Below are 17609 nucleotides of genomic sequence, written 5' to 3'. Positions count from 1 at the left end.
GCCATGCTTCTCGTTCGGACGCCGCATCAGCGCCTCGAGATGGGCACGCCCGTCCTTCGACAGAAAACCACCGCGAATCATGCACCCAGCAGAATCGCTCGCGGGACGATCGTCAACGCCACTTCTTCGGGGGTTCGGGGAGTCGGGGTAAAACTGTCCCCGCATGTCCTCCCGGCGGTCGTCGAAGGGCACGACGGCGAAAAGGGCGGCGGTGCCCGGGACTCTCCGGCGCCGTCACGCTTGCCGCCGACAACTCGGGATGGATCCCGGATCCGCGCCGCCTCGCTCCGCTCCGCGGTCCAGGATGACGAAGATGGCGAAGGATGCGCGGCGGCGGCGCGCCTTTCCTCGCCCCCATGACCATGGGGGAGAGGTGGCCCGGGCGCAGCCCGGGACGGTGAGGGGGAATGGCGCAGGCAGCGCCGGCGTGTCTTCCGGCACCGGACCGCCCGCAGAGGCGTCGCCAAGATGACGAAGATTAGGAGGACGCGCGGCGGCGGCGCGCCTTTCCTCGCCCCCATGACCATGGGGGAGAGGTGGCCCGGGCGCAGCCTGGGACGGTGAGGGAGGGGGCATGGCGCAGGCAGCGGCGGCGTGTCTTCCTGCACCGGATCGATTGAAGAGGCGTCGGGTCCGTCCACTTCACCCGCTGCGGCGCCCCGCTTCACCCACTCCGGCGCACCCTCACATTCGTCATCCCGGGCGAAGCCGGAGCGAAGCGAAGGCGCAGACCCGGGATCCATGCCTCGGCGCTCGTCGAAGGGCGGGACGACGAAGAAAGGCCGCGGCGTCTCGCGCGCCGGAAATACGGGGACAATTTACTTAATTCGGGTTGGGAACGACTGTAGATTGCGTGGAAACCTGCCGAATTAAGTAAACTGTCCCCGCATTTCCTCCCGGCGGTCGCCGAAGGGCGCGACGACGAAAAAACGGCGGCGTCCGTCCTCGCAACCATGCCGACCCGCGACACCTGAGGATGATCCGGCCAGGGTCCCTCCGCTCGCCACCTCCTCCCATGTCGCGGGGGTGGAGATGAACGCGGCGGCCGCGCCGCGGCCTTCCGCAGCCCGCGCCCCGGTCAGCCCGCCTGCGCCGCCAGCAGGCCTGCCTCGACCATCTCGACATCGACCGCCCCGGCCTTCAGCGGCGCGAAGCTCATGCGGTGGATGCGTGTCACGGCGCCGGCCTCGACGATCGCGGACCGGTGGCGCGCGGTCGCATAGCCCATGTGCAGCTCGAACCCGTAGGCCGGATGCACCGTCGCGCAGCGCGCCATCATCCGGTCGCGCGTCACCTTGGCGACGATCGAGGCGGCGGCGATCGACTGCGACCGCTGGTCTCCCTTGACCAGCGCCTGCGCCGGGCAGGGCAGGCCGGGCGGGACGTCGCGCCCGTCGATCAGCGCATGACCGGGCACCACGCACAGAAGCGTCGCGGCGCGCCGCATGGCTTCCAGGCTCGCCCGCAGGATGTTGATCGTGTCGATGCCGTTTGCCGCCACCGACGCGACCGCGACGGCGGTCGCGGTCCGCACGATCTCCTCGCAGAGCCGCTCGCGCTCGGCCGCCTTCAGCCGTTTGGAATCGTCCAGCCCCTTGGGAATCCGCCGCGGGTCGAGGATCACCGCCGCCGCCACCACGGGCCCGGCCAGCGGTCCCCGGCCGGCCTCGTCGATGCCGCAGACGGGTCCGGCGCCGCGTGCGATCAGCCGCTTCTCGATCGAGAAGTCGGGCGCGAGCGGCATGTCGAAGAGGAGCGGAGGACCGGAAAGCTGGCGACTCATGGTGCGGCGATGGTCGCAGAGCTTCCGGCCCTCCGCAAGGCCGACCCGGTCGGGGCAAACAGGGCGGGCGCCGTCCGGCCGGGACGAAGCGGCCGGGCGGAAAGAGGAGGTCGGTCGTGTGGCCTCAGAGCAGCGAGAGCTGTTCGCCGGCGCGGGCCGGCGGCTTGAACAGGTCGGTCCGCAGCACGCGCTTGTTCTGGTTCAGCCCGAGGCGGCGCGCCGTGATCTGGAACCGCCGCCCGATCTGCCAGGCATAGGGACCAGCACCCTTCATGCGCGCGCCCCAGGTCGCATCATAGTCCTTGCCGTCGCGCATCGAGCGCACCAGCGAGAGCACGTGCCGGTAGCTGTCGGGATAGTGCCGCAGCAGCCAGTCCTTGAAGATCGGGCTCACTTCCAGCGGCAGCCGCAGGATGATGTAGCCCGCCTCGCGCGCGCCGACCGAATGCGCGGAATCGAGGATCCGCTCGACCTCGTGATCGGTGAGGCCCGGAATCACCGGCGCCACCATCACCGAGACCGGGATGCCGGCCTCCGACAGCGCCTTCATCGCCTCCAGCCGCCGGGTCGGCGTCGCCGCGCGCGGCTCCATCGCCCGCGCCAGCCGCCGGTCGAGCGTCGTCACCGACAGCGCCACCTTGGCCAGCCCCTTCTCGGCCATGCGACCGAGGATATCGATGTCGCGCGCCACCAGCGCCGACTTGGTCACGATGCCGACGGGGTGGTTGTGCGCCTCCAGCACCTCGAGGATCTGGCGCATGATGCCGTAGCGCTTCTCGATCGGCTGGTAGGGATCGGTGTTGGTGCCGATGGCGATCGTCTTCGGCTGGTAGCCGTCCTTGGCGAGCTCCCGCTCGAGCAGCTTCGCCGCGTCCGGCTTGGCGAACAGCTTGGACTCGAAGTCGATTCCCGCCGAAAGCCCCATGTAGCCATGCGTCGGCCGCGCGAAGCAGTAGACGCAGCCATGCTCGCAGCCGCGGTAGGGGTTGATCGAGCGGTCGAAGGAGATGTCGGGCGATTCGTTGCGGGTGATGATCGTCCGCGGCTTTTCCGTCTGCACCTCGGTCTTGAACGGCGGCAGGTCCTCGATCGTGTCCCAGCCGTCGTCGAAGACGTCGCGGCGCAGCGCCTCGAACCGGCCCGACGGGTTGATGCCCGCCGCGCGGCCGCGCCGGCGCCGTTCGCCGACCCGCACGCCGCTCTGCTCGATCATCGCATTGGCCAAACCGGAATCTCCGCTTGCAAAGGCGGCAATGTCCGCGCGTGCGATCTGTTCCATGTCTCATGCTCCGTACGGCGCCGGGAGAATCGCCGCTCTGATGAAACTATTCCTATCGCAGGAATGAGAACGAAGCAAGAACATAACCATGCTGCGCTGCAACACTGGCATTTAGCCAGCGTTTGGATTATGCCATGGCATGCTGTCGGTGATGATCGAGACCCGCAACCACCAGGACGCACTCGCGCGGACGCTCGCGTCCCTCGTGTCGGGCGCGGTCGAAGGCGTCGTCCGTGAGGTGCTGGTCCATGACCGGGGCTCGACGGACCAGACCGCGGCGGTGGCCGACCATGCCGGCTGCGTCATGATCCCGTCCGGCGATCTGCTCGGCGGCGTTCGCCGCGCCAAGGGCGACTGGCTCCTCTTCGTCGAGCCGGGCGCGCGGCTGTCGGAGGGCTGGGTCGAGGCCGTGTTCGCCCATGTCGGCCACGCCACCACACCCGCCCGTTTCCTGCGCGCCCGCGCGCCCGACAGCGGCTTTCTCGCCCGCATGATGACGCGCAGCCGTCCGCTGTCCGAAGGCCTGCTCGTCTCCAAGCGCCAGGCGCTGGCGAAGCTGAAGCCGGGCGACGAAGCGGAGGCGTTGGCAAGGCGCCTGTCCAGCCGCCGCATCGGCGCCGAGATCATGCCCGCGCGGCGCGAGAAGGCCTGAGAGGATGTGAAAGAATGCCCGTTTCCCCGCGGCTTAAGCCAAAAATCTAAAGGATTTCAGCGGGCATTCTTTCGCATCCTCGATTGATTCACACGCTCTGAGGCGCGAAGGCAGCGCCGGACCTCTCACACGACGATGCCGCCGCGCCGCAGATGCTCGTCCAGCCGCGGCATGATCTCCACGAAATTGCACGGCATGTGACGATAGTCGAGCTGGCCCTTCAGGATGCCGTCCCAGGCGTCGCGGCAGGCGCCGGGCGAGCCCGGCAGCACGAAGACGAAGGTCTGGGCAATCAGCCCGGCCGTGGCCCGGCTCTGGATCGTCGAAGTGCCGATCTTGTCGTAGGAAATCCGGTGGAACACCTCCGAGAAGCCGTCCATCCGCTTCTCGAAAAGCGGCTCCAGCGCCTCCGGCGTCACGTCGCGGCCGGTGAAGCCGGTCCCGCCGGTGGTGATCACCACGTCGACCGCCGGATCGTTGCACCAGCCCAGCACCGCGCCGCGGATCTGCTCGACATCGTCGGTCACGATCGCGCGATGCGCCAGCCGGTGCCCGGCGTCGCCGATGCGTTCCGCCAGCGTCCGCCCCGACTTGTCCTCGTCGAGCGAGCGCGTGTCGGAGACCGTCAGCACCGCTATCCCCACGGGGATGAAGGGTCGGCTCTCGTCCAGTCGTTCCAGGCTCATGCTCCTACTCCATTCGTCCGTGTGGCCTCGACGAACCAGCCCGGCCTGTCCGACCGGATGCGTGCCGCCGCAGCCTGCGCCGCGTCTGCGTCGTCGAAGATTCCGAAGCACGTCGCGCCCGAGCCCGACATCCGCGCAAGGCCGGCACCGGTCGAGCGGAGCGCATCGAGCGCGTCGCCGATCTCCCGCGCGAGCGCCAGGGCCGGCGCCTCCAGATCGTTGCGCGCGGCGGCCAGGAACGCAAGCGCGGCAGCATGATCCGGCCGGTCGGGCAGGGGCGGCAGCGGCGGGTTGTCGCGCCTGTCCAGTCGACCGAAGACCGCCGGCGTCGGGACCGCCACGCCGGGATTGACCAGCACGACGTCGAAGGCCGGCCACGCGCGCAGCGGCTGCAGATCATGGCCGATGCCGCGCGCCACCAGCGCCCGCCCGTCGAGACACATCGGCACGTCGGCGCCGAGACCGGCCGCGATGCCGGCGATCTCGGGCGAGGCCGTGTCGATGTCCCAGACCTTGGCCAGCCCGCGCAGGGCGGCCGCCGCGTCGCTCGATCCGCCGCCGACGCCCGCGGCGACGGGCAGGCGCTTGTCGAGATGGATCGCCACCGGCGCCTCCGTTTCTGCCGGATTCGCCGCCCTCAGGCGGTCGCGCGCGGCAACCACCAGGTTGGAACCGTCGGCCGGCAGGCCCGCGCCATGCGGGCCGCTTATCGAAAACGCGTCCGCCTCCGCGGCCTCGACCGTCAGCGTGTCGCCGTACTGCGCGAACACCACCACCGATTCGAGCAGATGGTAGCCGTCGGCGCGCCGGCCCGTGACGTGCAGCGCCAGATTGATCTTCGCCGGCGCCAGCACGGCGATCCTGTGTGTCATGGTCCTGCCGGCGGTCCGTTGATGCGACGTCAGTCCTTCGCGAGACGGTACTCGCCGGTCTCCGGATCCTTCACCAGCGTCCCGTTGGCGCCGCTGCGGGTCTCGTTCTCAGCCCGCCTCACGCGGGCCGAAACCCGTTCGGCCTCCTTCAGGAAGGCCCGGTATCCGAAATAGCCGACCGCCGCGACGACGGCGAAGAAGATCAGCTGCGGCATGTCGTTCTGCTCCTCCAGCAAGGCCGGCACACCCCGCCCCGGCAGGCGTCTCGATCATGCGGCGAACCCGCGCCGCCTACAAGCCGTAGCGCGCCCAGAGCGCGCGTTCCATCGCCGCATCGGCCAGTCCGTGCGCCGCGCGCGACGCGATTTCCTCGGTCGCCGCACCGGCGGACGATCCAAACAGCCCGAGCCGCCGGCCGAACAGGCCGCGCGGGGCCGTCACGAGCCGCAGCTGCGTCTTTTCGCCGTAGCGAGTCTTCAGGAAGCTGCGCATGTCGCCGAGATGGTCGATCAGCCCGAGCGCCTTGCCGCTGATGCCGGACCAGAACAGCCCGGTGAACAGGTCCTCGCTGTCCGCAAGCTTGCCGGCGCGCCGTTCCTTCACCAGATCGATGAAGGTCTGGTGCACCTCGAGCTGCAGCGCCTTCAGGTGCTCCACGTCCTCCGGCCGCTCGGGCGAGAAGGGGTCGAGCGTCGCCTTGTTCCGGCCCGCCGTGTGCAGGCGCCGCTCCACGCCGATCTTCTCCAGCAGTTCCGTGAAGCCGAAGCCGGCCGACACCACGCCGATCGACCCGACGATGGAGGAAGGGTCGGCGATGATCTCGTCGCCCGCCACCGCGATCATGTATCCGCCCGAGGCCGCGACGTCCTCGACGAAGACGAGGACCGTCTTGTTCTTCTCCTTCGCCAGGTCGCGGATGCGGCGGTAGATCAGCCGCGACTGCACCGGCGAACCGCCCGGCGAATTGACCGAGATGGCCACGGCCGGCGCGTCCTTGAACGAGAACGCCTTTTCGATCACCCCGGCGGTGCTGGCCAGCGACAGCGGCTGGCGAAACTGCCCGCCGCCCGACATGATCGTCCCGTGCAGCCGGATGACGGGGATCGTCACCGCGTTGCTGCGCATGGATTTCGGAAGGAAGCGGTGGAAGAAGCGGGTCACGGCGGGCCTTGCAAGGTGGGTCTTGAAAGGCATGTAGGAAATCGAGGGCCGCGCGCAATCCCGGCTGCTTCCGCAGGGCCGATTTTCGGCCTTTCAATCGCGAAACAGCGACGCAAGGCCGTTGCAGATCGCGTCGGCCTCTGCGGTGAAGCGGTTGCCGTCCGCCTCGTGCAGGACCAGCGGTGCAGCGAGCCTCATTGCCCTGCGCGAGCCGCGCAGGCCCCGCACCACCACGCGGATCGCGTCGGCGTCCGGCCGCGGATGGATCGGCTTGACATCGAGCGCGCCGAAGCGTCCGGCCATCGCGTCGAGGATTTCCGAAAGCGATTGCGGCCGCGCGATCAGCGCGATCGTGCCCGAGGGCTTCACGATCGCCGCCGCCGTGCGGATCCAGCGCTCCAGCAGCCCCTCGTCCATCACATGCGCCGCCTTCCTCAGCCCGTCCGGCGTCTGGCGGTCGCGGGCTTCGTTGAAGGGCGGGTTCATGATGGCGAGGTCGACGCTGCGGTCGGCCAGCCCCGCTTCCATGCGCGCCCGGCCGGCAAGGGATACGTCCGCCACCAGCAGCGACGCCCGCGCGGCGAGGTCCGCATTCGCCTCCAGCGCCAGCGTCAGCCGCGCGAACGCCGCCATCGCCGGCTCGCGCTCCACCAGCAGCGCCCGCGCCTGAAGACATCGCGCCAGCACCGCCAGGCCCGCCCCGCCCGCGCCGGAGCCGAGGTCGGCTGCAAGCCCGCGAAAGTCCGACGGCACGGCGGCCGCCAGCATCATGGCGTCCATCCCGGCCCGATGGCCCCCGTGCAGCGGCTGCGCCAGGAAGAAACGGCCGCGGTGGAACGCGTCGATGCTCGCCTCGGCAGCCGTCGCGCTCATGGCCCTTGTCAGCCGGTTCGCATCTCGTCGCCGAAGCCGGCATCCGTCAGCAGGCGCCGCGCCCGGTCGACATCGTCCTCGATCACCATGACGCGGCGCGGCAGCACGCCGAGCGATCCTTCCATGATGCTCATGTTCTGGTCCGCGACGAAATGCGCGATGCCGGCGTCCCGCAACAGCGCCTCGATGTAGGATATGGTGACGGGATCGTTGGTGCGTACGAGTTCGATCATGTTTCCGACGTTCGCAGCTTGACCGCGCACTGTAAACTTATATTGCTCGCTTCCGGCGGCCTGGCCGCCCGTTCACCCCTTGAGACCGGCGTTTGCCGCGCCATACTTGAGGGCAGGGGACGGATACGCCGGGACGGCGATGGAATGGAGAAGCTTCAGTGGGCGTCGTCGTTTCACTCGATGAAGGCAAGAAGGGCCAGGCGTCGATCAAGCCGCTGGTCGATCTGACCGCCGCCGACATGGCGCGCGTCAACGAGCTGATCCTGTCGAAGGCCGGCTCCGACGTCGAGATGATCCCCGAAATCGCCAACCACCTGATCTCGTCGGGCGGCAAGCGCCTGCGCCCCATGGTGACGCTCGCGGCCGCGCGCATGTTCGGCTATGCGGGCGACGGCCACGTCAAGCTCGCCACCAGCGTCGAGTTCATGCACACCGCCACGCTGCTGCACGACGACGTCGTCGACGAGAGCGACATGCGCCGCGGCAAGCAGACGGCACGCATGGTCTGGGGCAACCAGGCGAGCGTGCTCGTCGGCGATTTCCTGCTCGGTCAGGCCTTCCGCATGATGGTCGAGGTCGGATCGCTGAAGGCGCTGGAGATTCTGGCGACCGCCGCCTCCGTCATCGCCGAGGGCGAGGTCTGGCAGCTTGCCGCCGCCAAGAACCTCGAGACCACCGAGGACGAATATCTCGCCGTCATCAAGGCCAAGACCGCCGCGCTCTTTTCCGCCGCGGCCGAGGTCGGGCCGGTGATCGCCCAGGCCGGTCGCTCCGAGCAGGCGGCGCTGCGCTCCTACGGCACCAATCTCGGCCTCGCCTTCCAGCTCATCGACGATGCGCTCGACTATGGCGGCAATGCCCGCGACCTCGGCAAGAACACCGGCGACGACTTCCGCGAAGGCAAGGTCACGCTGCCCGTCATCCTGAGCTACCGTCGCGGCACCGCGACCGAGCGCGCCTTCTGGAAGACCGCGATCGAGGATGGCGTCAACGACGATGCGGCGCTGGAGAAGGCGATGGGCCTGATGTCGCGCTACAACGCCATCGGTGAGACCATCAGCCGCGCCCGCCATTTCGGCAACATCGCCGCCGACGCGCTGGCGCCGCTCGGCGACACGCCGCAGCGCGACGCGCTGCTGGAAGTCATCGACTTCTGCATCAGCCGGGTGAATTGAGCGCTTTTGCGTCGCCTGCTGCGCCGCATCCGTCTCCTCTCGGCGTGGTGATCGGGTCTCGCATTGAAGTGCGACCCCAAAAAGGCCATGCTCGTCGTTCATGGCGAATCCGGTCTGGCGCGATGCGCAGGAAGGGAAAGCATGCAGCGTTTTGGTAGAGGTCGGCTGATCGCGTCCGCGATGGCCGTGGCTTGCGCACTCGGCGGCAGCGCCGCGTTCGCCTCGCAGGACGCCGGCGCGGCCGCGTCGCAGACCTTCGTGCGGGTCGGCTCGTTCTCGGGGGCGGTCCTGGCCGCCCGGACGGCAGAGACGGACAACGACTTCGATGCCGCGATCGCCTATTACGAGCGGGCGCTCGATTTCGATCGCGACAATCTCGCGATCCAGCAGAGCATCCTGCTCACCTTGATCGCCCGCGGACATTTCGACCGCGCGCTGCCGTATGCCGAAAAGCTGAAGACGGTGCCGGAGGTCGAGCGTTTCTCGCGCCTCGCGCTCGCCGTCGATGCCTTCCGCAAGAAGGATCACGTCGCGGCCGAGAACCTGCTCAAGCTCGCGCTCGCCTCCGATCTCGACCGCCTGATCGTCGGGCTGATGTCCGGCTGGGCCAATTACGGCCAGGGCAACGCCCAGTTCGCGCTGGACAAGCTTGCCGAACTGCAGGGCCCCGAATGGTATACGCTGTTCAAGGGCTACCATCGCGCCCTGATCGCGGAAGCCGCGGGCATGCGCGACGTCGCCGCCGCCGCCTACGAGGAAACGGTGGCGAACCAGGCCGCGGGCGCAGCCGCGCCCGAGACCTACCTGCGCGCTGCCGAGGGATATGCCCGCATGCTGGCCCGCGCCGGCAGCAAGGCCGAGGCGCTCGCCGTTCTCGACCAGGCCGATGCCTTCGCCGCCAACCGCCCGTCCATCGTCATGCTGCGCGAAACCATCGAAGCGGGCGGCCCCGTCGAGCCGCTGATCGCCTCGACCGCCGACGGCGCCGCCGAGGCGCTCTACAATCTCGGCGCCGCGCTGAACCGCGGCGGCGGCGAGTCCTTCGTGCGTCTCTATCTGCAATATGCGCGCGCGCTCGCGCCGCATCTCGATGGCGTTCTGGTGCAACTCGGCCAGGTGGCCGAACTGCAGAACCGGCCGGAGGAGGCGATCGCCTTCTATGAGGACGTGCCGGCCGCCTCGCCGCTGAAGCGCATCGCCGAACTCCAGCTCGCGCTGAACCTCTCCGATCTCGACCGCCGTGACGAGGCGAAGACGCATCTCCAGGCGCTGATCGAGCAGGACCCGGACGACATGCGCGCCTATCTGGCGCTCGGCAGCGTCCATGCCGCCAAGGAAGAGTACCGCGACGCGGCGACCGTCTACGACCGCGCCCTCCAGCGCATCGACGAGCCGACCCGCGCCGACTGGAACCTGTTCTACCAGCGCGGCATCGCCTACGAGCGGCTGAAGGAGTGGGAAAAGGCCGAGCCGAACTTCCGCAAGGCGCTCGAACTCTTCCCCGACCAGCCCCAGGTGCTGAACTATCTCGGCTATTCCTGGGTCGACATGGGCATGAACCTCGAGGAGGGGCTCGATCTCATCCGCCGCGCGGTGGAACTGCGCCCGAACGACGGCTACATCGTCGATTCGCTCGGCTGGGCCTACTACCGCCTCGGCCGTTTCGAGGAGGCCGTCACCGAGCTCGAACGTGCCGTCTCGCTGAAGCCGGACGATGCCGTCCTCAACGACCATCTGGGCGACGCCTACTGGCGTGTCGGCCGCCGCCTCGAGGCCACCTTCCAGTGGGCGCATGCCCGCGATCTGGAACCCGACGCCACCGTACTCGCCTCCGTGCAGCGCAAGCTGGTGGAAGGCCTGCCCGCCGCCGAGGCCCCGCTCAGGGAAGAGCAGAAGGCCGAGATACCGCAGGTGGTCATGCCGCAGGCGGCGGCGCCGAAGCCCGTGCCCGCGGCCGAGCCCGCGCGCTTCGTCGTGCAGCCCGGACAATCGCTGTGGTCCATCGCGGTGGAAAAGCTCGGCGATGGCGAGCGCTTCCGCGAGATCCTCCGGCTCAACCCGAGCCTGCGCGGCAGGGCGGATGCCATCCGCCCGGGCCAGGAACTGGTCCTGCCCACGCCCTGAGGCGCGATACCGCATGGGTTCGTCCCGCCGTCGCGGCTGGTCGCGGCGGCTCCTGTCCCGGCGGACGCGGCCTCAGTTGCCGCGGATCACTTCGCCCGGGCGCGGCTGGATCGGGCAGGCGACCCACTTGCGGTTCTCTTTCCTGACGCAGGTGAGTTCCAGCTTGCGGAAGTCCATCTGCGCCGGATTGTCCTTGGTGCACAGGCAGTCCGTGCCGGGCAGCCGCAGCGTGTCGCAGTCGGTTCCGACGCACAGATAGCCCGAGACCATGTCGCGGCCGCCGCCCGAATTCGGGTATCTTTCGCTGGCGGCCGCCGGTGCCGCCGCCATCATGGCGCCGGCCGCGGCCAGCAGCCCTGCGAAAGCCAGTCGGTGAAATCGTCTCGACATCGAAGCGCTCCAGGTTCGCGGCCCCCGCCGCATCTGCGGATGTAGGCGACCGCACGCCTCCGGGCAATGGACCCTGATCGGTCGCACCATGGACCAGCCCGGCATTGCCGCCTCTCCGCCCCCATCCGCAACCTTGACGCTGCCGGGTGCCCGGAATAGGACCGGCTGACCACCGTCCCCATCCCGAAAGGCGCGACGTGACCCCGAGCCCCTATCTCGACCCGAAACGCTCCTTCCAGGGGCTGATCCTCACGCTCCACAACTACTGGGCGGAGTATGGCTGCGTCATCCTGCAGCCCTACGACATGGAGGTCGGCGCAGGCACCTTTCATCCGGCCACCACGCTGCGGGCGCTCGGGCCGCGTCCGTGGAAGGCCGCCTACGTCCAGCCCTCGCGCCGCCCCAAGGACGGCCGCTACGGCGAGAATCCCAACCGCCTGCAGCACTACTACCAGTATCAGGTCATCCTGAAGCCGAACCCGCCCAATCTCCAGGAGCTCTACCTCGGCTCGCTGAAGGCGATCGGCATCGACGCGCTGCGCCACGACATCCGCTTCGTCGAGGACGACTGGGAAAGCCCCACCCTCGGCGCCTGGGGGCTCGGCTGGGAGTGCTGGTGCGACGGCATGGAAGTCTCCCAGTTCACCTATTTCCAGCAGGTCTGCGGCATCGAATGCGCCCCGGTCGCCGGTGAGCTCACCTACGGGCTCGAGCGCCTCGCCATGTATGTCCAGGGCGTCGACAACGTCTACGACCTCAACTTCAACGGCCGCGACGGCGACGAGAAGGTCACCTATGGCGACGTCTTCCTGCAGGCCGAGCAGGAATACTCCCGGCACAATTTCGAGCACGCCGACACCGCGATCCTGTTTCGCCACTTCGAGGACGCCGAGAAGGAGTGCAAGGCGCTGCTTGCCGCCGGCGCGCCGGCCGACAACGACAACCGCGGCCTGCACCGCGTCGTCCTGCCGGCCTACGACCAGTGCATCAAGGCGAGCCACGCCTTCAACCTGCTCGACGCGCGCGGCGTCATCTCGGTGACCGAACGCCAGAGCTACATCCTGCGCGTCCGCAACCTGGCCAAGGCCTGCGGCGAGGCGTTCCTCAAGACGGAAGCGGGCGGCCTCGCGGCCTGAGGCCGGGCGCGGTGGAAGACGGTCCGCCAGCGGTCAGCTTGAACCAGGGAATGTCGCCAGAGCCATGTCCGATGACTTTGTAGAATCCGTCGCCCGCCGCGCCGTCTTCCACGTCGGCGGCTACGAGCGCAACGATGCGACGCGCTTCTTCTCGCGCCTCGGCAAGGAACTCGCCCGCTTCGCCGCTTGCTGGTCGGCCGAGGCTTCCATCGGCCCGGTCGCCTTCGACCAGGCCGGCCACGTCGCCTCCGCCCGGATCGACTGCCGCGACGAGGCCGGCCGCGCCACGCGCACCGACTTCGTGCTCCTCGACTATGACGACATCGTCCTGACCGACGTCTCGCGGCCGCTCCCCGTGCGCTTCGGCCGATGGCTCATGGCCTTTCTCGACTACGTCTTCACCGGCACCATGTTCCGCTTCTTTGCGGCCAACTGGCGCTTCGCGCTCTATTTCCTCTATCCGATGCTCGGCATCGTCGGACCGGTCCTGCTCGGCTGGCTCGTCTGGCGCACCGGACAGGCCGTTCCCGTTCCGGGGGGCGGCCTGCTCGCCGCGCTCCTCGGCGCCGCGCTGGCGGTCCTGCTGATCCGCCGGCTGGCGCGCCGCTATTTCCTCTTCCATCTGATGGACCTCTGGTCCTTCAGCCGCGAATGGCTGCGCGGCAACCGTCCCGCCATGGAGGCGCGCATCGCCACCTGGGCCGGTGCCATCGACGAACGCGTCCGCGCGGGTGGCCACGACGAGGTGGTCCTCGTCGGCCATTCCACCGGCGGCGCGATCATCCTCGACGTCGCGGCACGCTACGCCGCGCTGGTCGCCGCGCGCGGGCAAGCGCCCGCCTTCACGCTGATGACCGTCGGCTCCACCGGTCCCAAGATCACGCTGCACCCCGCCGCCCGCGGCTCCCGCGAACGCCTGCGCGGTCTCGTCGCCCATCCCGGAGTCGACTGGGGCGACTTCCAGGCGGTCGCCGACATCATCAATTTCTACCGCTGCGACCCCCTGGCGCTGGCCGGCATCCCGAACCCTCGGGCAAAGCCCTTTCCCTTCGTGCGGCGGCTTCGCTTCAAGTCGATGCTCGACAAGGCGTTCTACCGCCGCATCCGCTTCAACGTCTTCCGGCTGCACTACCAGTTCATCTCGGCCAACACGAAGCGCTACCGCTACGACTTCTTCATGATGTGCTGCGGCCCGCATCCGATCCATGCTTCGATCCGGGGCAGCCTCGTGCCCCGCGAACCGAAGACGGCCACACCGAAGGAGAGAGCCTGATGCGCGACGTTTCCTTCTGGGTCTGGCTCGCCTTCCTGATCGGCTGGGTCGCGCTGCGCTGGCCGGCGATGCGCCGCGCCCGCAAGCTGCGCACCCGCGACGACCGCCGCGACACGCTCGACATCGCGCTGCTCGTCGATTGCGTCTTCGGCCTGGCCGTCCTGCCGGTGGCCTGGCGGCTCGGCCTGTTCCAGGGCATCGGCGACCGGCCGCAGGGCCTCGTGCCGCTCGTCCTCGGCATCGCCGCGGGCGCCGCCTTCCTCTGGCTCTTCCGCCGCAGCCACCGCGACCTCGGACGCAACTGGTCCGTCAGCCTCGAGCTGCGCGAAGGCCACAGGCTCGTCACCGGCGGCGTCTACGCCCATGTCCGCCACCCCATGTACGCCTCCTTCTTCCTGTGGGGCATCATGCAGGCGCTGCTCGTCGCCAACTGGTTCGCGGGTCTGGGCGGGCTGTTTGCCGTGACGCTGCTCTACGTGCTGCGCACCGGCCGCGAGGAAGCGATGATGCGGTCCGCCTTCGGCGCCGAATACCAGGCCTACGCCGCCCGCACGAAACGCCTGCTGCCGGGTGTCTTCTGACGGGTATCGTCATCGGCCGGAGGGCCGGCCTCACATAAGCGGCGTGATCCCGGTGAGGCCGCTGCGCGCGACCCAGGGCGTCTGGCGGCCGCCCGTCTGCGTCACCACGCGCCGCTTCAGCGCGCCGTAGAGCTCGTCGAAGTCGAGCGCGCCGTCGCCATTCGAATCCGCGGCGGCGCGGTCCGAGAAGATCGCCGCCAGCGCCGCCGTGAACGCCCCGCCGTCGAAGCCCGGTCCTTCCAGGCTGAACTGGCGGCCCTTGGATGCCGACAGCACCGCCACGGCGGCCGAGCCTTCCGCCAGCAGTTCCTCCACGGCCACGTCGTTGCTGGCCGTCCCGGCGGCGCCCGAGTGGCAGGCGTCGAGGAACAGGAAGGCCCGGCCGGGCAGCCGCCGCAGCGCCGCCGACACCTCGTCCATGCCCACCGCCGTCCGCGCCAGCCCGTCGAGCCGCGTGCCGCGGTCGGCCAGCCGGAAGGCGCCGGCCTCGTCCACCAGCCCGTGCCCCGCGACGTGCAGGAACAGCGTGTCGTCCGCTCCCATGCGCGCAGCGATCGCGTCGAGCCGCGAAGGCAGCACTGCCGCCAGCCCGGCCGCATCCGCGATCACCTCCGTCTCGACGCCGGCGTAGTAGGGCGATCCCGCTGCCGCGGCTGCGGCGAAGCGGCGGGCGTCCTGCACGGCATAGCGCAGGTCGCCGATGGCCGGGTCGTCGTAGCGGTCCGTGCCCACCGCCAGCACGAAGAGCCTGCCGCGCGGCCGCAACTGTGCGATGACCGGCGCCGGCGCGTCCACGGTCAGGCTCGCCAGCCCGCGCTCGTCGAACACCCGCGCCGAGATCGCCCGCGTCTCCGGCGCCACGGCCACGGCCCGCTCCACCGCGGCCTCCCGCCCCGACAGCGCCACGACCTCGACCGGCCGCCCGTCGCGGAAGATCGCCAGCCGCGCCAGCCCCGCTTCGCCCGTTGCCGATGCTTCGAGGATCACCTGGCCCGGCGTATCGCCCGCCCGGGTCCTGAGCGTCAGGCGCGGCGGAACGCCGGGCGCGGCCGCGGCTGAGGGGCGGGCGTCGCCCTTGAGGGTCTGCGCCACCAGGCCTGGCGTCGCGAGCGTGCCGCCGAACTGGGCGAGCTCGTAGAGGTTCCGGTCCCCCGGGAACTTCAGGTGCACGTGGCGCGCGCCTTCGGGCGTCGCCTCGAACCGGTAGCCGGCACCATAGGCCACCACCTCGTCGTCCACGAAGCGCCCGGCCAGCACCGTCTCGCCGGAGCCGATCGCGTGGACGAAGAACCGCCCGTCCGCATTGACCTGCACGAGGTGCCGTCCGTCTTCCGACAGCGCGATCTCCGCGACATTGGCGAAGCCCTCCAGCCGCGCATGGCGGAACGGCACGGAGCGGTCGGCGAGGTCGAGCAGCGCCAGTTCGCCGCGGCTGTTGAGAAGCGCCGCGTGCCGCTCGTCCGGGCGGAAGACCCGCAGCTCGTCGTAGAAGGTCATGTCGAGGAGTTCGTCCGGCGCGTCCCCCGCGTCCTCCGTATCGGCCCGGACGTCCGGGTCGTCGGCATGGCGCGGGTCGAAGGCCAGCATGTCGCCGTCGAGCGTCTGCCCGATCAGCGTGACGGCAACCCCGCCGGCGCTCTCCTCCAGCAGGTAGGCCGCACCCTCGGGAAAGGCCCCCGTGCTGACGAAGCAGTGGAACTGCACGATCTGCCGCAGCCTGTCCTGGTAGGTCAGGCTCCAGACCCGCGCTTCCGAACTGCGGCCGACCGTGGTGCAGGCGGCGTAGACTTCGCTGTCCTCGCTGTCCATCGTCAGCGTCGCCGCCGCCGCATCGAAGCGCGCCGCCAGCGCCGCATCCGCGAGCCGCCGCGCCCGCGCGGCCGATCCCGAAGCGACGCGATACTCAGCCTCGTCGTCGGCGTCGTCCTTCATGCTCTCGAAGGTCACGCGGTCTAAGGCCAGCGCCGCCTGCCCGCGATAGCCGATGCCGAGCGCCGCCAGCCGGTCGGCGATGCGGCTTGCCCGGTTGAACCGCTCGATGGGCCGCAGCCGTGCCGCGGCCCGCAGCACCGTCCCGTCCGCAGCGGCGGCCAGCGTGCCGGCTCCGCTCGTCTCCGGGCTGCCGTCGCCCGTCTCGTCCAGCAGCAGCGGCACCCCGTCGAGCGGCGACAGGCTCGCCCGCGGATCGCCGTTCAGGCGCCAGGTCGAAAGGCCGCGCCCGGCCGAGCCGAGCGTCGGTCGCGGCGACACGACATGCGCCGCGGCGTCCGCGGCGGCGAACGGCTCGTCGCCATTGACGTCGTCGATCAGCTTGCGGTCGAAGACCAGGCTGTAGGCCACCTCCGGATCATGGGATCCCAGCCGCACCAGCGTGTTCTCCGCCTCCACCTCCACCACCGCCTCTTCGGTCGGGTCGCAGGCGCCGCAGCCTTCTGCGTGGTAGCGATAGCCGCGGCCGGTGAGCGTTTCGAGGAAGCCGATCGCCCCGGCCGCCTCGTAGGCGGCGAGCATGAAGCTGTCGCCCGGCGACCACTGCACCCCCTGCACGAAGGTGCCGCGCCCGCCCACCCCCTGCGGATCGAGCTCGAGCACCAGGCTCTCCGCGACGAGGTCGAACACCCGCAGCTGCGAGGCCATGTCGCCGAACCAGTGCAGGAAGCGCCCCGTCGGCGAGAAGGTCGGCCGGTATCCTTCGGCGGCGATCACCTGCGCGCCGGTCAGTGCGTCGGTCACCCTGAAATGGCCGTCGAACACCGCCAGCCTGTAGTCTCCATCGCCGCTGGCCCGGCTTTCGATCGGGACGTCGGCCGCGAAACTGTCCTGCACGACGATCTTCGGTTCGCCCGGCGCGACGGGGCGATCGATCAGTCCGGCCGGCACGGCCGTCCGTCCCGGCACCGCCAGCGCCCATTGCGCCTCGATGCGCCCGGTGAGGAAGGGCGTCACCAGCGCCGTCCCGTGCCGCGCCTCCGCCAGGTGCAGCGGCACGAACAGCCGAAGCCGGTCGATCGCATGCTCGATCCCGAAGGGCGCCGGCTCGCCCGGCGCCAGCGCCATGAAGCCGTCGCCAGAAAGCCGCACGCGTGGCGGAAGCGCTACGACGAGGAAGGCCGGACCGTCGCACGCCGGTGCCGGCACGCTCCATGTCAGGCGAAACGGCGCCCCGCTGCGCACGGGCGCCTCCGCCTCGATCGCCACCTGCGCCGCGTCGCGCAGCACCGATGCGTCGATGTCGGCGCAGGCGGCAGCCGCCGCGGCCTTCGGCGCTGGAAGGACCAGGGCCACGCAAGCGGCGGCGGCAAGCGCCCGCACCAGCCGCCCTGCGCCATTCCCCGTCAGCCATTCCGCCATCGTCCGCTCCCGCCCTGCCGTCACCGCCGGTCGCGGCCAT

The 17609-nt window shown here is 69.9% G+C and carries 16 protein-coding genes; 6 read left to right on the top strand and 10 right to left on the bottom strand.

Translation table 11 applies throughout. The features are described from left to right. Positions 1-1078 precede the first annotated feature (1078 nt). Both N1F91_RS27295 and N1F91_RS27290 read right to left on the bottom strand, forming a co-directional pair. The gene (locus N1F91_RS27295; RefSeq protein ID WP_289996845.1) at positions 1079-1783 is read right to left on the bottom strand and encodes a ribonuclease HII; all 705 of its coding nucleotides are present in this window, start codon (positions 1781-1783) and stop codon (positions 1079-1081) included. Between the two features lie 124 nt (positions 1784-1907). Next, the gene (locus tag N1F91_RS27290; RefSeq protein WP_289996844.1) at positions 1908-3062 is read right to left on the bottom strand and encodes a PA0069 family radical SAM protein; all 1155 of its coding nucleotides are present in this window, start codon (positions 3060-3062) and stop codon (positions 1908-1910) included. A 139-nt stretch (positions 3063-3201) separates the two neighbouring features. Between N1F91_RS27290 and N1F91_RS27285 the strand changes: the two genes are divergently transcribed. Next, complete coding sequence (locus N1F91_RS27285; RefSeq protein ID WP_289996842.1) at positions 3202-3714, top strand: glycosyltransferase; 513 nt, start codon at positions 3202-3204, stop codon at positions 3712-3714. A 125-nt stretch (positions 3715-3839) separates the two neighbouring features. Here N1F91_RS27285 and moaB read toward each other — a convergent pair whose 3' ends face one another. The 6 genes from moaB to N1F91_RS27255 all read right to left on the bottom strand — a co-directional run bounded on the left by moaB (position 3840) and on the right by N1F91_RS27255 (position 7539). Continuing rightward, positions 3840-4394 carry a molybdenum cofactor biosynthesis protein B gene (moaB, locus tag N1F91_RS27280; protein ID WP_289996848.1) on the bottom strand — a complete coding sequence of 185 codons (555 nt, stop codon included), beginning with the start codon at positions 4392-4394 and terminating at the stop codon, positions 3840-3842. Between the two features lie 2 nt (positions 4395-4396). Then, complete coding sequence (locus tag N1F91_RS27275) at positions 4397-5272, bottom strand: 4-(cytidine 5'-diphospho)-2-C-methyl-D-erythritol kinase (protein ID WP_289996841.1); 876 nt, start codon at positions 5270-5272, stop codon at positions 4397-4399. Positions 5273-5301: 29 nt separating this feature from the next. Next, positions 5302-5487, bottom strand: coding sequence for a hypothetical protein (locus tag N1F91_RS27270; protein ID WP_289996840.1), 186 nt, complete (start codon positions 5485-5487; stop codon positions 5302-5304). A gap of 76 nt (positions 5488-5563) precedes the next feature. After that, entirely contained in the window at positions 5564-6433 is an 870-nt protein-coding gene (locus N1F91_RS27265) for a S49 family peptidase (protein ID WP_289996847.1), read from the bottom strand. A 93-nt stretch (positions 6434-6526) separates the two neighbouring features. Next, the gene (locus tag N1F91_RS27260) at positions 6527-7306 is read right to left on the bottom strand and encodes a methyltransferase (protein WP_289996839.1); all 780 of its coding nucleotides are present in this window, start codon (positions 7304-7306) and stop codon (positions 6527-6529) included. Positions 7307-7314: 8 nt separating this feature from the next. Beyond that, positions 7315-7539 carry a DUF2007 domain-containing protein gene (locus N1F91_RS27255; protein WP_289996838.1) on the bottom strand — a complete coding sequence of 75 codons (225 nt, stop codon included), beginning with the start codon at positions 7537-7539 and terminating at the stop codon, positions 7315-7317. A 158-nt stretch (positions 7540-7697) separates the two neighbouring features. Here N1F91_RS27255 and N1F91_RS27250 point away from each other — a divergent pair, with 158 nt between their 5' ends. Next, positions 7698-8714, top strand: a complete 1017-nt coding sequence (locus N1F91_RS27250) for a polyprenyl synthetase family protein (RefSeq protein WP_289996837.1) — start codon at positions 7698-7700, stop codon at positions 8712-8714. A gap of 141 nt (positions 8715-8855) precedes the next feature. Next, positions 8856-10838 carry a tetratricopeptide repeat protein gene (locus tag N1F91_RS27245; RefSeq protein WP_289996836.1) on the top strand — a complete coding sequence of 661 codons (1983 nt, stop codon included), beginning with the start codon at positions 8856-8858 and terminating at the stop codon, positions 10836-10838. A gap of 72 nt (positions 10839-10910) precedes the next feature. Here N1F91_RS27245 and N1F91_RS27240 read toward each other — a convergent pair whose 3' ends face one another. Beyond that, a complete protein-coding gene (locus N1F91_RS27240; protein ID WP_289996835.1) occupies positions 10911-11228 on the bottom strand; it encodes a hypothetical protein in 318 nt (105 codons plus the stop codon). A 197-nt stretch (positions 11229-11425) separates the two neighbouring features. Between N1F91_RS27240 and N1F91_RS27235 the strand changes: the two genes are divergently transcribed. The 3 genes from N1F91_RS27235 to N1F91_RS27225 all read left to right on the top strand — a co-directional run bounded on the left by N1F91_RS27235 (position 11426) and on the right by N1F91_RS27225 (position 14218). Further along, a complete protein-coding gene (locus N1F91_RS27235) occupies positions 11426-12364 on the top strand; it encodes a glycine--tRNA ligase subunit alpha (protein ID WP_289996834.1) in 939 nt (312 codons plus the stop codon). A gap of 64 nt (positions 12365-12428) precedes the next feature. After that, a complete protein-coding gene (locus N1F91_RS27230; protein ID WP_289996833.1) occupies positions 12429-13637 on the top strand; it encodes a lipase in 1209 nt (402 codons plus the stop codon). Further along, complete coding sequence (locus tag N1F91_RS27225) at positions 13637-14218, top strand: protein-S-isoprenylcysteine O-methyltransferase (RefSeq protein ID WP_289996832.1); 582 nt, start codon at positions 13637-13639, stop codon at positions 14216-14218. The genes N1F91_RS27230 and N1F91_RS27225 overlap by 1 nt, the downstream gene beginning before the upstream one ends. A gap of 30 nt (positions 14219-14248) precedes the next feature. Here the strand turns inward: N1F91_RS27225 and N1F91_RS27220 are convergent, their stop codons facing one another. Continuing rightward, the gene (locus N1F91_RS27220) at positions 14249-17569 is read right to left on the bottom strand and encodes a caspase family protein (RefSeq protein ID WP_289996830.1); all 3321 of its coding nucleotides are present in this window, start codon (positions 17567-17569) and stop codon (positions 14249-14251) included. Positions 17570-17609: the final 40 nt, after the last annotated feature.

The organism is Aquibium sp. ELW1220, assembly GCF_030398385.1.
Lineage (GTDB): Bacteria > Pseudomonadota > Alphaproteobacteria > Rhizobiales > Rhizobiaceae > Aquibium.
Note: the sequence above shows the minus strand (reverse complement) of the source record. Positions and strands in the feature narration are given on the sequence as shown.

Excerpts from the sequence above, each read along its gene's own strand:
- N1F91_RS27275 (WP_289996841.1), bottom strand. The coding sequence starts at position 5,272 with ATGACACACAGGATCGCCGTGCTGGCGCCGGCGAAGATCAATCTGGCG.
- N1F91_RS27295 (WP_289996845.1), bottom strand. The coding sequence starts at position 1,783 with ATGAGTCGCCAGCTTTCCGGTCCTCCGCTCCTCTTCGACATGCCGCTC.
- N1F91_RS27255 (WP_289996838.1), bottom strand. The coding sequence starts at position 7,539 with ATGATCGAACTCGTACGCACCAACGATCCCGTCACCATATCCTACATC.
- N1F91_RS27245 (WP_289996836.1), top strand. The coding sequence starts at position 8,856 with ATGCAGCGTTTTGGTAGAGGTCGGCTGATCGCGTCCGCGATGGCCGTG.
- N1F91_RS27270 (WP_289996840.1), bottom strand. The coding sequence starts at position 5,487 with ATGCCGCAGCTGATCTTCTTCGCCGTCGTCGCGGCGGTCGGCTATTTC.
- N1F91_RS27220 (WP_289996830.1), bottom strand. The coding sequence starts at position 17,569 with ATGGCGGAATGGCTGACGGGGAATGGCGCAGGGCGGCTGGTGCGGGCG.
- N1F91_RS27285 (WP_289996842.1), top strand. The coding sequence starts at position 3,202 with ATGCTGTCGGTGATGATCGAGACCCGCAACCACCAGGACGCACTCGCG.
- N1F91_RS27230 (WP_289996833.1), top strand. The coding sequence starts at position 12,429 with ATGTCCGATGACTTTGTAGAATCCGTCGCCCGCCGCGCCGTCTTCCAC.
- N1F91_RS27225 (WP_289996832.1), top strand. The coding sequence starts at position 13,637 with ATGCGCGACGTTTCCTTCTGGGTCTGGCTCGCCTTCCTGATCGGCTGG.
- N1F91_RS27240 (WP_289996835.1), bottom strand. The coding sequence starts at position 11,228 with ATGTCGAGACGATTTCACCGACTGGCTTTCGCAGGGCTGCTGGCCGCG.
- N1F91_RS27260 (WP_289996839.1), bottom strand. The coding sequence starts at position 7,306 with ATGAGCGCGACGGCTGCCGAGGCGAGCATCGACGCGTTCCACCGCGGC.
- N1F91_RS27290 (WP_289996844.1), bottom strand. The coding sequence starts at position 3,062 with ATGGAACAGATCGCACGCGCGGACATTGCCGCCTTTGCAAGCGGAGAT.